Here is a 14428-nt window from a genome sequence, read left to right as displayed (position 1 = left end):
GCCGGCCCGTACCACCCTTCCGAACTGCGAGGTTTCCCACCCATGGCCAGCACCTCCGAGGACAAGCTCCGCGACTACCTCAAGAAGGTCACCGCGGACCTGCGGCGCACGAAGCAGCGCCTGGAGTCCGTCGAGGCGAGGGACGCCGAGCCGATCGCGATCATCGGGATGGCCTGCCGCTACCCCGGCGGCGTCCGCACCCCGGAGGACCTCTGGCGGCTCGTCGCCGACGGCGCCGACGCCATCGGCGACCTGCCGGAGGACCGCGGGTGGGACACCGGGGGCCTCTACGACCCCACGCCGGGCACCCCCGGCAAGAGCTACGTCCGCCACGGCGGCTTCCTCGACGGCGTCGCCGACTTCGACGCCGAGCTGTTCGGCATCGCCCCCCGCGAGGCCCTCGCCATGGACCCGCAGCAGCGGCTCCTCCTCGAATCCGCCTGGGAGGCCGTCGAGCGCGCCCGCATCGCCCCCGCCGCCCTGCGCGGCAGCGACACCGGCGTGTTCATCGGCGGCGCCGACACCGACTACGGCTCCCTCGCCCGGCGGACCGAGGAGACCGAGGGCCACCTCCTCACCGGCGGAGCCGTCAGCGTCCTCTCCGGCCGCATCGCCTACACCCTCGGCCTGGAGGGCCCGGCCGTCACCGTCGACACCGCGTGCTCCTCCGCCCTCGTCGCCCTCCACCTCGCGGTCCGCGCGCTGCGCGCCGGCGAGTGCTCGATGGCCGTCGCCGGCGGCGTCGCCGTCATGCCGACCACCCGCCTGTTCACCGAGTTCTCCCGCCAGCGCGGACTCGCCCCCGACGGGCGCTGCAAGCCCTTCGCGGAGGGCGCGGACGGCACCTCCTGGGCCGAGGGCGTCGGTGTCCTGCTCGTCGAGCGGCTCTCGGACGCCCGGCGCCTGGGCCACGAGGTCCTCGCCGTCGTCCGGGGCACCGCCGTCAACCAGGACGGCGCCAGCAGCCGCCTGACCGCCCCCAACGGCCCTTCGCAGCAGCGCGTCATCCGGGCCGCGCTGGCCAACGCCCGCCTCACCCCCGACCAGGTCGACGCCGTCGAGGCCCACGGCACCGGCACGACGCTCGGCGACCCGATCGAGGCCCAGGCCCTGCTCGCCACCTACGGCCAGGACCGGCCCGCCGACCGGCCGCTCTACCTCGGCGGCGTCAAGTCGAACATCGGCCACGCCCAGGCGGCGGCCGGCGTCGCGGGCGTGATCAAGACGGTCATGGCGCTGCGCGCCGGCGTGCTGCCGGCCACGCTGCACGTCGACGAGCCGTCCTCGCACGTGGACTGGACGGCGGGCGCCGTCGAACTGCTGACGGAGGCCCGCGACTGGCCGCGGACCGGGCGTCCGCGCCGGGCGGGCGTCTCGGCGTTCGGCATCAGCGGGACGAACGCGCACGTGGTCCTGGAGCAGGCGGACGAGGTCGCGGCGGAGGAGCCGGCGGAGGCCGCGTCTGTCCCGGCCGTCGTGCCGTGGGTGCTGAGCGGCCGGACGCCGGAGGCGCTGCGCGCCCAGGCTGCCCGCCTGCGCGACATCGCGGCGGGCCGGCCCGCCGCCGACGTCGCGGTGGCACTGATCACGAGCCGCTCGATGCTCAACCACCGGGCCGTGGTGGTCGGTTCGGACCGGGACGCGCTGCTGCGCGGGCTCGACGCGCTGGCGGCGGGCTCGGGCAGGGGAGTCGAGGGCGCGGTCGTCGAGGGCGCGGTCGTCGAGGGCGCGGTCCGGGGCGGTGGGACGGCGTTCCTGTTCTCGGGGCAGGGGTCGCAGCGGCTGGGGATGGGGCGGGAGTTGTACGCCCGGTTCCCGGTGTTCGCGTCGGCTTTCGACGAGGTGTGCGCGCAGCTGGATCCGGCCTTGCGTGAGGTGGTGTGGGGGTCGGATGCGGAGCTGTTGAACCGGACGGAGTTCGCCCAGGCGGGGCTGTTCGCCGTCGAGGTGGCGCTGTACCGTCTCGTCGAATCGCTGGGCGTCCGAGCCGAGTTCGTGGCTGGTCATTCGATCGGTGAGGTGGCTGCGGCGTACGTGGCGGGGGTGTTCTCGCTGGCCGACGCGTGTGCGCTGGTGAGTGCCCGTGGCCGTCTGATGCAGGCGCTGCCCTCGGGGGGTGCCATGCTGGCGGTGCAGGCGACGGAGGACGAAGTCCTGCCGCTGCTCACCGAGTTCGTGTCGATCGCCGCCGTCAACGGCCCGACCTCCGTCGTCGTTTCCGGCACGGAGGAGGCCGTTGACGCGGTCCGGGAGCACTTCGCGGACCGCAAGACGACGCGGCTGCTGGTCTCGCACGCGTTCCACTCGCCGCTGATGGACCCGATGCTGGCGGACTTCCGTGAGGTCCTCAACGGGCTGACGTACAACGCGCCGTCGATCCCGGTGGTCTCCAACCTGACCGGCGCCCTCGGCCTCGGAGAGGACTTCACCACCCCCGACTACTGGGTGCGCCACGTCCGCGAGGCCGTCCGTTTCGCCGACGGCGTCCGTACGCTGGAGGCTGCGGGCGTCACGCGCTTCCTGGAGCTCGGTCCCGACGGTGTCCTCACCGCGCTCGCGGCCTCCTCGCTCTCCGACGACGCCGTGCTGGCCTCCGCCCTCCGCAAGGACCAGGCCGAGGACACGACCGTCCTGGCCGCCCTCGCACGCCTGCACGTCACCGGTGCGCACGTCGACTGGGCCGCCCTCTTCGCCGGCACCGGCGTCCGCCCGGTCGACCTGCCGACCTACGCCTTCCAGCACCGCCGGTACTGGCCCGACGCCGCTGCCGAAGCGGCCGGTGACCTCGGCGCCGCGGGCCTCGACAGCGCCGACCACCCGCTGCTCTCCGCCTCGCTCGAACTCTCCGACGACGACGGCCTGTTGTTCACCTCCCGGCTCTCCCGCCGGTCCCACCCCTGGCTCGCCGACCACGTCGTGCGCGGCAACGTCCTGCTGCCCGGCACCGCGTTCCTCGAACTGGCCGTCCGCGCCGGGGACGAGGCCGGCTGCGACCGCGTCGAGGAACTGACCCTGGCCGCACCGCTCGTTCTGCCCGAGCACGAGGGCGTCCAGCTGCAACTGCGCGTCGGCGCGGCCGACGAGACCGGCCGCCGCACCTTCACCGTCGCCTCCCGGCCCGAGGGCGCCGACGGCCGCGCCTGGGACCAGCACGCGACCGGCGTCCTGGCTGCGGGGGAGACGCGCACCCCGTTCGACGCGACCGTCTGGCCGCCGGCCGGCGCCGAGGCGGTCGACCTGACCGGGCTGTACGAGGGCATGGCCGACGGCGGCTACGCGTACGGTCCGGTGTTCCAGGGCCTGCGGGCGGCCTGGCGGCGCGGGGACGAGGTGTTCGCCGACGTCGCCCTCCCGGAGGGCACCGAGGGCACCGGCTACGGCCTGCACCCGGCGCTGCTCGACGCCGCCCTGCACGTGACGGCCGTCAACGGGCTGCCGCACGGCGTCGTCCCGTTCTCGTGGGAGGACGTGTCGCTGCACGCCTCCGGTGCGTCCTCGGTGCGCGTGCGCGTCACCCGGACCGGCGAGGAGTCCGTCGCGGTGGCGGTCGCCGACGCCGAGGGCCTGCCGGTGGCGTCGGTGGGGTCGCTGGCCCTGCGCGCGGTGGCGGGCGGGGAGTTGTCGGCGGCCCGGGACGGGCTGTTCCGGGTGGACTGGGTGCCGGTGAAGAGCGCTGCCGCACCGGAGTTCGCGGAGGTCGAGTCCCTGGCGGAGGTGCCGGAGGACGTGCCGCCAGTGGTGGTGATCCGACCGGCGGACGGCGACGTGCACGCGCGGACGGCGCGGGTGCTGGAGCTGGTGCAGTGCTGGCTGGCGGAGGAGCGTTTCGCGGCCTCCCGGCTGGTGTTCGTGACACGTGGTGTGGTGGCGGGCGAGGACCTGTCCGGCGCGGCGGCGTGGGGTCTCGTGCGGTCCGCGATGTCGGAGGAGCCGGGCCGGTTCGGCCTGGTGGATCTGGCGGGCTCGGAGGAACTGCCGCCCACTGCCCTGGGATTGGACGAGCCGCAGCTGCTCGTCCGCGACGGGGAGGTCCTCGCGGCGCGGCTCGTGCGCGCCGAAGCGGCGGGCGAGCCGGTCGTGTGGGCCGGCGAGGGCACGGTCCTGATCACCGGCGGCACGGGCGGTCTGGGCCGGGTCATCGCCCGGCACCTGGCCGTCGAGCACGGCGTGCGGCGGCTGCTGCTGGTCAGCCGCCGGGGCCCCGCCGCCGAGGGCACGGACGAACTGCTCGCCGAGCTCGCGGAGGCCGGCGCGGAGGCCGTCGTCGAGGCGTGTGACGTCGCCGATCCGGCGGCGGTGGCGGGCCTGTTCGCCCGGCACGAGATCCGCGCGGTCGTCCACACGGCCGGGGTGATCGACGACGGCGTGATCGGCTCCCTGACCGCCGAGCGCGTCAGCACCGTCCTGCGCCCGAAGGCGGACGCGGCCCGGAACCTCCACGAGGCCACGAAGGACCGCGCGCTGGCGGCCTTCGTCCTGTTCTCCTCCGTCTCCGGCGTCTTCGGCGGCCCCGGCCAGGCCGCCTACGCGGCGGGCAACGCCTACCTCGACGCGCTCGCGGTGCACCGCCGCTCGCTCGGCCTGCCCGCCGTCTCGCAGGCCTGGGGCCCGTGGACCCGCGACGGCGGCATGATCGGCACGCTCGCCGACGTCGACCTGCACCGGATCGCCCGCTCGGGCATGCCGGAGCTCACCCCGGCCGAGGGCGCCGCCCTGTTCGACGCCTCGCTCGCGGCGGGCGAGCCCGCGATCCTGCCCGTCCGCCTGGACCTCGCGGCACTGCGGGCCCAGGACTCGGTGCCCGCCCTGCTGCGCGGACTGGTGCGCGGCCGGGTCCGGCGCGCGGTGGTCGCGGGCTCGGCCGCCTCGGCCGGCCTCGCGCAGCGCCTGTCGGGCCTGGGCGAGGCCGAGCGCCGGGCGGCCGTCCTGGAACTGGTGCGCGATCGGATCGCCGTGGTCCTGGGCCACGAGGGCGGCTCGGTCGTCGACCCGTCCCGGGCGTTCCAGGACCTCGGCTTCGACTCGCTGACGGCGGTCGAGCTGCGCAACCAGCTCAAGTCGGTGACCGGTCTCCAGCTACAGGCCACGGTGGTGTTCGACTACCCGACGGCGAGCGCGCTGGCCGGCTTCGTTCTGGAGGGCCTGTTCGGTGCCGAGGAGGCCGAGGAGCTTCCGGCCGTTCTCCCGGTGCTGTCGGACGACCCGGTCGTCATCGTCGGCATGGCCTGCCGTTACCCGGGCGGCGTCGAGTCGCCGGAGGACCTGTGGCGGCTGGTGGCCGACGGCGTCGACGCGGTGTCCGACTTCCCGGTGAACCGAGGCTGGGACCTCGACTCGCTCTACAGCGAGGACCGGTCCGTCCCGGGCACGTCGTACACCCGGCGCGGCGCGTTCCTGCACGACGCGGGGGAGTTCGACCCCGAGTTCTTCGGCATGAGCCCGCGCGAGGCGCTGGCGACGGACGCGCAGCAGCGCCTGCTGCTGGAGACCTCGTGGGAGGCGTTCGAGCGGGCGGGCATCGACCCGGTGACGCTGCGCGGCAGCCGGACCGGCGTCTTCGCGGGCATCATGTACACCGACTACCGCTCGCTCCTCGACGGCGAGGAGTTCGAGGGCTTCCGGGGCAACGGCAGCGCCCCCAGCGTCGCCTCCGGCCGGGTGTCCTACACCTTCGGCTTCGAGGGCCCGGCGGTGACGGTGGACACGGCGTGCTCGTCGTCGCTGGTGGCGATGCACCTGGCGGCGCAGGCGCTGCGTGGCGGCGAGTGCTCGCTGGCCCTCGCGGGCGGTGTGACCGTGATGTCGACGCCGGGGACGTTCGTGGAGTTCTCGCGGCAGGGCGGCCTGTCGGCGGACGGCCGGTGCCGTTCGTTCGCGGACGCGGCGGACGGCGTGGGCTGGGGCGAGGGCGTCGGCGTCATCGTGCTGGAACGGCTGTCGGACGCCCGCCGCAACGGGCACCGCGTGCTCGCGGTGCTGCGGGGGAGCGCTGTGAACCAGGACGGTGCGTCGAACGGTCTGACGGCGCCGAACGGTCCGTCGCAGCAGCGGGTGATCCGGCAGGCGCTGGCGAGTGCCGGGCTGTCGTTCGGCGACGTGGACGCCGTTGAGGCGCACGGCACGGGCACGACGCTCGGTGACCCGATCGAGGCCCAGGCGCTCCTGGCCACCTACGGTCAGGACCGCGAACTGCCGCTGCTGCTCGGTTCGATCAAGTCGAACATCGGGCACGCGCAGGCGGCCGCCGGTGTGGCCGGCGTGATCAAGATGGTGCTTGCGATGCAGAACGGTGTGCTGCCGCGCACGCTGCACGTGGACGCGCCTTCCTCGCACGTGGACTGGACGGCCGGCGCGGTGGAGCTGCTGGCCGAGGCCCAGGAGTGGCCGGAGGCCGGTCGGCTGCGCCGGGCGGGCGTGTCGTCCTTCGGGATCAGCGGGACCAACGCTCACGTAATCCTGGAGCAGGCCGAGCCCGAGGCTGCGGGGGACGCCCCGGTGACGGCGGGGGCGATGCCCTGGGTGGTATCCGCCAAGTCCGAAGCAGCGCTGGACTCGCAGATCGCGCGACTCGGAGAGCTCGGTGAACTCCCGGCTGCGGAGGTGGCGTTCACGCTGGCGGGGCGCACGGCCTTCCCGCACCGGGCGGTGCTCGTCGACGGCGTCGAGGTGGCCCGGGGGCTCGCGGGCGAGGGCGGGACGGCGTTCCTGTTCTCGGGGCAGGGGTCGCAGCGGCTGGGGATGGGGCGGGAGTTGTATGCCCGGTTCCCGGTGTTCGCGTCGGCTTTCGACGAGGTGTGCGCGCAGCTGGACCCGACTCTGCGTGAGGTCGTGTGGGGCTCGGATGCGGAGCTGCTGAACCGGACGGAGTACGCCCAGGCGGCGCTCTTCGCGGTCGAGGTGGCGCTGTACCGTCTGGTGGAATCCCTTGGTGTGCGGCCGGAGTTCGTGGCGGGGCATTCGATCGGTGAGGTGGCTGCGGCGCATGTGGCGGGGGTGTTCTCGCTGGCTGACGCGTGTGCGCTGGTGAGTGCTCGTGGCCGTCTGATGCAGGCGCTGCCCGCCGGTGGCGCAATGCTGGCGGTGCAGGCGACGGAGGACGAAGTCCTGCCGTTGTTGGGTGAGTTCGTGTCGATCGCCGCCGTCAACGGCCCGACCTCCGTCGTCGTCTCCGGCACGGAGGAGGCCGTTGACGCGGTCCGGGAGCACTTCGCCGACCGCAAGACGACGCGGCTGCGCGTCTCGCACGCGTTCCACTCGCCGCTGATGGACCCGATGCTGGCGGACTTCCGTTCCGTTCTCGACGGGCTGACGTACAGCGCTCCGTCGATCCCGGTCGTCTCGAACCTGACCGGCGAACTGGCGGATGGCCTGACCTCGCCCGAGTACTGGGTGCGTCACGTCCGTGAGGCCGTCCGTTTCGCCGACGGCATCCGTACGTTGGAGGCCGCGGGCGTCACGCGCTTCCTGGAGCTCGGTCCCGACGGTGTCCTCACCGCGCTCGCGGCCTCCTCGCTCTCCGACGACGCCGTGCTGGCCTCCGCCCTCCGCAAGGACCAGGCCGAGGACACGACCGTCCTGGCCGCCCTCGCACGCCTGCACGTCACCGGTGCGCACGTCGACTGGGCCGCCCTCTTCGCCGGCACCGGCGCCCGCGCCGTGAACGTGCCCACGTACGCGTTCCAGCACCGGCACTACTGGCCGGCGGTCACCCTCGCGCGCGGCGGCGACGTCCGGCTCGCGGGACTCGGTGCCGCCGAGCACCCGCTGCTGGGTGCGGCCGTCGAGCTCGTCAACACGGACGGCTACCTGTTCACCGGCCGGCTGTCGACCCGGTCGCACGGGTGGCTCGCGGACCACGTCGTCATGGGTTCCGTCCTGGTGCCGGGCACGGCGCTGGTCGAACTGGCGGTGCGCGCGGGCGACGAGGTCGGCTGCGACCTGGTCGAGGAGCTGACGCTGGCCGCCCCGCTGGTCCTGCCCGAGCGGGGCGGCGTGCGGGTGCAGGTGTGGATCGGCGAGCCGGACGCGTCCGGGCGGCGTGCGCTCACGGTGCACGCCCGGCCCGACGAAGCGGACGGGACGGATTGGACCCTTCACGCCACCGGTGTGCTGGGGACGGGCGCTACGCCCGTGCCGTTCGAGGCGGCCGCGTGGCCGCCGGCCGGTGCCGAGGCGGTCGACCTGACCGGGTTGTACGAGGGCCTGGCGGAGGCCGGGTTCGGGTACGGCCCGGCGTTCCGGGGGCTCGGTGCGGCCTGGCGGCGCGGGGACGAGCTCTTCGCGGAGGTCGCCCTGCCCGAGGGCACGGAGGGCGCGGGCTTCGGCCTGCACCCGGCGCTGTTCGACGCCTGCCTGCACGCGTTCGCGCTGACCGGCTCCGACGAGCGCGGAGTGCCGTTCGCGTGGGAGGACGTGTCGCTGCACGCCTCCGGCGCGTCGGCGGTCCGGGTGCGGCTGACGCCGGCGGCGGGTGGCGGGATGGCGCTCGCGATCGCCGACACCGAGGGACGCCCGGTGGCGACCGTCGGGTCACTGGTCGTGCGCCCGGTGGCGGCGGGCGAGGCGAGCCGGGTGGGTCGGGACTCGCTGTTCCGGTTGGACTGGGTGCCGGTGAAGGCGGCCGCTGCTCCGGTGTTCGTGGCGGTCGGGTCGTTGGCGGAGGTGCCGGAGGATGTGCCGCCGGTGGTCGTGATCGAGGCGGCCGCTGGTGAGGTGCACGCGCGGACGGCGCGGGTGCTGGAGCTGGTGCAGGGCTGGCTGGCGGAGGAGCGTTTCGCCGGGTCTCGGCTGGTGTTCGTGACGCGCGGTGTCGTGGCGGGTGAGGACCTGTCCGGTGCGGCGCTGTGGGGTTTGGTGCGGTCGGCGGTGTCGGAGGAGCCGGGCCGGTTCGGTCTGGTGGATCTGGCGGGGGACGAGGTCCTTCTGCCGGAGGCTCTGGGCCTGGATGAGCCGCAGCTGCTCGTTCGCGACGGTGAGGTCCTCGCTGCGCGCCTGCTGCGTACGGAAGCAGCGGCCGAGACGGTGGTGGCGTGGCCGGGTGAGGGCACGGTCCTGATCACCGGTGGTACCGGTGGCCTCGGGCAGCTCGTGGCCCGGCACCTGGCGGCCGAGCACGGCGTGCGTGACCTGCTGTTGGTGAGCCGTCGGGGTGCGGAGGCCGAGGGCGTCGAGGAGTTGCTGGCGGAGTTGGGCGCGGGGGCAGTGGTCGAGGCCTGTGACGTGGCCGACGACGTCGCCGTCGCGGACCTGTTCGCCCGGCACGACATCCGTGCCGTCGTCCACACGGCCGGCGTCCTTGACGACGGCGTGATCGGCTCGCTCACCCCCTCGCGGCTCTCGGCCGTCCTCCGCCCGAAGGCGGACGCGGCGTGGAACCTGCACCGGGCCGCCGAGAATGTCGAAGCGTTCGTCCTCTTCTCCTCCGTCGCCGGCACGCTCGGCAGTGCAGGTCAGGCCGCCTACGCGGCGGGCAACGCCTACCTGGACGCCCTGGCGGTCCACCGCCGCTCGCTCGGTCTGCCGGCCGTCTCCCTGGCCTGGGGTCCGTGGTCCGACGTGGCCGGCATGACCGGCACGCTCACCGACGCCGAGGCCGAGCGCATCGCCCGGCTCGGCCTGCCGGCCATCGCCCCGGAACAGGGCGTCGCGCTCTTCGACGCGGCTCTCGCCGCCGGACACCCGGCCGTGCTGCCGGTCCGCCTCGACGTGGCGGCGATGGCCGCGCACGGCGAGGTTCCCACCCTGCTGCGCGGCCTGGTGCGGGGCCGCGTCCGGCGTGCCGCCGTCGCCGGTTCGGCCGTGTCGGCGGGCCTGGCGCAGCGGTTGTCGGGTCTGGGCGAGGCCGAGCGCCGGGCGGCCGTCCTCGACCTGGTGCGCGATCAGATCGCGCTCGTGCTCGGCCACGACGCCGGCGCGGCGGTCGACCCGTCGAAGGCGTTCCAGGACCTCGGCTTCGACTCGCTGACGGCGGTCGAGCTGCGCAACCGGCTCAAGTCGGTGACCGGTCTCCAGCTGCCGGCCACCGTCGTGTTCGACTACCCGACGGCGAGCGCGCTGGCCGGCTTCCTCCTGGAGGGCCTGTTCGGCGCCTCGGAGGCGGCGGAACCGCTGCCGGCGGCCGTGCCCGTCCCGTCCGACGATCCGATCGTGCTCGTCGGGATGGCCTGCCGCTACCCGGGCGGCGTCGAGTCGCCCGAGGACCTGTGGCGCCTGGTGGCCGACGGCGTGGACGCGGTGTCCGGCTTCCCGGTGAACCGCGGCTGGGACGTCGAGAGCCTCTACAACCCGGACCTGGAGCACACCGGGACCTCCTACACGCGCTCCGGTGGATTCCTGCACACGGCAGGGGAGTTCGACCACGAGTTCTTCGGGATGAGCCCGCGCGAGGCGCTGGCGACGGACGCGCAGCAGCGTCTGCTGCTGGAGACCTCGTGGGAGGCGTTCGAGCGGGCGGGCATCGACCCGGTGTCGCTGCGCGGCAGTCGGACGGGCGTCTTCGCGGGCGTCATGTACGCGGACTACGCGAGCCTGCTGGGCGGCGGTGAGTTCGAGGGCTATCAGGGCAGCGGGAGCGCGGGGAGCGTGGCCTCGGGCCGCGTCTCGTACACGCTGGGCCTGGAGGGCCCGGCGGTGACGGTGGACACGGCGTGCTCGTCGTCGCTGGTGGCGATGCACCTGGCGGCGCAGGCGCTGCGTGGCGGCGAGTGCTCGTTGGCACTCGCGGGCGGTGTGACGGTGATGTCGACGCCGGGGACGTTCGTGGAGTTCTCGCGGCAGGGCGGCCTGTCGGCGGACGGCCGGTGCCGTTCGTTCGCGGACGCGGCGGACGGCGTGGGCTGGGGCGAGGGCATCGGCATGGTGGTGCTGGAGCGCCTGTCGGACGCCCGCCGCAACGGGCACCGCGTGCTGGCCGTCCTGCGCGGCAGCGCTGTGAACCAGGACGGTGCGTCGAACGGTCTGACGGCGCCGAACGGTCCGTCGCAGCAGCGGGTGATCCGGCAGGCGCTGGCGAGTGCCGGGCTGTCGACCGCCGATGTCGACGCCGTCGAGGCGCACGGCACGGGTACGACACTCGGTGACCCGATCGAGGCGCAGGCGCTGCTGGCCACCTACGGTCAGGACCGCGAACTGCCGCTGCTGCTCGGCTCGATCAAGTCGAACATCGGCCACTCCCAGGCCGCGGCCGGCGTCGCCGGGGTGATCAAGATGGTGCTCGCAATGCAGAACGGCGTGCTGCCGCGCACGCTGCACGTGGACGCGCCTTCCTCGCACGTGGACTGGACGGCCGGCGCCGTCGAGCTGCTCACCGAGCGCACCGACTGGCCTGCCACCGGTCACGCGCGCCGGGCGGGTGTGTCGTCCTTCGGGATCAGCGGGACCAACGCGCACGTGATCCTGGAGCAGGCCGAGCCCGAGGCCGGGCTGGACGCCGCGGTGACGGCCGGGGTGATGCCCTGGGCGGTGTCCGCCAAGTCCGAGGCGGCACTGGACGCGCAGCTCGCGCGGCTCGCGGAGCTTGATGAACGTCCCACCGAAGACGTGGCGTTGACCTTGGCGGGGCGGTCGCTCTTCCCGCACCGAGCAGTGATCGTCGACGGCTCCGAAGTGGCCCGAGGGGTCGCGGTCGACGGCAAGAGCGCGTTCCTGTTCTCCGGTCAGGGCTCGCAACGGCTGGGGATGGGGCGGGAGTTGTACGACCGCTTCCCGGTGTTCGCCCAGGCCTTCGATGAGGTGTGCGACGGGCTGGAGCTTCCCGTTCGGGACGTCGTGTGGGGCTCGGACGAGGAACTGCTGAACCAGACCGCGTACGCCCAGGCCGGGCTGTTCGCCGTCGAGGTGGCGCTCTACCGTCTCGTCGAATCCCTTGGCCTGCGGGCCGATTTCGTGGCGGGGCACTCGATCGGTGAGGTCGCCGCAGCCTACGTGGCCGGGGTGTTCAGCCTGGCCGACGCCTCCGCCCTGGTGACCGCGCGCGGCCGTCTGATGCAGGCGCTGCCGTCCGGTGGCGCGATGCTGGCCGTGCAGGCGACGGAGGACGAAGTCCTGCCGCTGATCGGCGAGTTCGTGTCGATCGCCGCCGTCAACGGCCCGCGCTCGATCGTCGTCTCCGGGACGGAGGAGGCCGTCGCGGCGATCGAGGCTCACTTCGCCGACCGCAAGACGAACCGGCTGCGCGTGTCCCACGCCTTCCACTCGCCGCTGATGGACCCGATGCTGGAGGACTTCCGTACGGTCCTCAACGGGCTGACGTACAGCGCTCCTTCGCTCCCGGTGATCTCCAACCTGACCGGCACCCTGGCTGAGGACCTCACGACCCCCGACTACTGGGTGCGCCACGTCCGCGAGGCCGTCCGTTTCGCCGACGGCATCCGGACCCTCCACGAGGCCGGCGTCACTCGCTACCTCGAACTCGGCCCCGACGCCGTCCTCACCGCCCTCACCGCGAGCGCCCTGCCCGACGGCGAGGCCGAAACCATCCCGGCGCTCCGCCGCAACCGGGCCGAGGAGCGCACCCTCGTCGACGCCCTCGCCCGCCTCCACGTCCACGGCGCGACGGTGGACTGGGCCGCTCTGTTCGCCGCCACCGGCGCCCGGCCCGTCGACCTGCCGACCTACGCCTTCCAGCGCCGCCGCTTCTGGCCCGCGCCCCTCGCCGCTCGTGGCGGCGACGTCCGCTCCGCGGGCCTCGGCGTCACCACGCACCCCATGCTCGCCGCCGCCGTCGAACTGGCCGACGAGGACGGGCTGGTGCTGACCGGACGGCTGTCGACGGCCGCGTTCCCGTGGCTGGCCGACCACGTCGTCCAGGGCACGGTCCTGGTCCCCGGCGCCGGCCTGCTCGAACTCGCGCTGCGCGCGGCCGCCGAGGTGGGCTGCGAGCAGGTCGAGGAACTGACGCTGGCCGCGCCGCTGGTGCTGCCCGAGCACGGTGCGCTCCAGCTCCAGCTCCGCGTGGGAACGCCGGACGCCACCGGCGGCCGGGAGCTCACGATCCACTCCCGGCCGGACGGGGATCCGGACGCCGGGTGGGTCCAGCACGCGGCCGGATCGCTGGCCGTCGGCGGAGCCGTCGAGGCGGAGGCGTTCGGCGTCTGGCCGCCGGCCGGCACCGAGCCGCTGCCGGTGGAGGGCGCCTACGAGCGCATGGCCGAGGCCGGGTTCGGCTACGGCCACGCCTTCCAGGGCCTGCGCGCGGCCTGGCGGCGCGGGAACGAGCTGTTCGCGGACGTCGAACTCCCCGAGGACGTCGAGGCCGACGGCTTCGGCGTGCACCCGGCGCTGCTCGACGCGGCCATGCACGTCGCCATCGTGGACGCCGGGAGCGACGACACCGTGGTCCCGTTCGCGTGGACGGGCGCCGCGCTGCGCGCTGTCGGCGCGTCGGCGGTGCGGGCGCGCCTGGTGCGGCTCGACGGTGGCGGGCTGCGGCTCGACCTCGCCGACCCGGCGGGCGGCCCGGTGCTGACGGTGGCTTCCGTGAAGGGCCGGGCGGTCTCGGCGGAGCAGCTGGGCTCGGCCGACCCGCTGTACGCGGTCGAGTGGTCGGAGCTGCCGGCCGCCCCGGACGCGGGCGCGGAGTGGACGGCCTGGGACGCCCTGCCCGCCGAGGGCGCGGCCCCGGAGACCGTCGTCCTGGACTGCTCGGCCGTGCCTGCTCCGGACGGCGATGTTCCGGCGGCCGTGCGCGAGGTGACGCAGCACGTGCTGCGCGCGGTGCAGGCGTGGCTGGTGGAGGAGCGGTTCGCGGCGTCGCGTCTGGTGGTGGTGACGCGGGGTGCGGTGGCCGTGCGTGAAGGTGAGGCGGTGGATCTGGCGCAGGCTCCGGTGTGGGGTCTGGTCCGGGCGGCGCAGGCGGAGAACCCTGGCCGCTTCGTCCTGCTGGACACGGATGGGGAGGTGATCGTCACCGCTGAGCCGGAGTCGGCCGTGCGCGGCGGGGCTGTCTGCGTCCCGCGTCTGAGCCGGCTGCCGCAGCCTGGGGGCCCGCTGCCGATCAGCTCGGATGACACGGTGCTGATCACCGGTGGCACGGGTGGTCTGGGGGCTGTCGTGGCCCGGTACCTGGTCGCCGAGTGCGGCGTGCGCAGTCTGGTGCTGACGAGCCGTCGTGGTCTGGAGGCGCCGGGTGCGGTGGAGCTGGTGGCGGAGCTGTCCGTCCTCGGCGCTACCACCGACGTGCGTGCCTGTGACATGGCGGACCGCGCGGCCGTGGCCGCGCTGATCGACGCGATCCCGGGCCTGTCGGCCGTGGTCCACGCCGCCGGTGTCGGTGACAACGGCCTGGTCGGCGCGCTCACCCCGGACCGGATGGATGCCGTTCTGGCCCCGAAGGCCGACGGCGCCTGGTACCTGCACGAGCTGACCAGCCACCTCGACCTGACCGCCTTTGTGCTCTTCTCCTCCGCGGGCGGCCTGGTGCTGACCGCGG

General features: G+C 74.4%; 1 protein-coding gene. It reads left to right on the top strand.

Translation table 11 applies throughout. The features are described from left to right. Nucleotides 1–24: 24 nt before the first annotated feature. A partial coding sequence (locus ACFXDE_RS06740; protein ID WP_380491593.1) for an SDR family NAD(P)-dependent oxidoreductase occupies nucleotides 25–14428 on the top strand: 14404 nt, incomplete at its 3' end.

It is taken from the genome of Kitasatospora sp. NPDC059408 (assembly GCF_042751525.1).
Lineage (GTDB): Bacteria > Actinomycetota > Actinomycetes > Streptomycetales > Streptomycetaceae > Kitasatospora.
The sequence above is the reverse complement of the archived record's forward strand: the minus strand, read 5'-3'. Positions and strand labels throughout refer to the sequence as shown.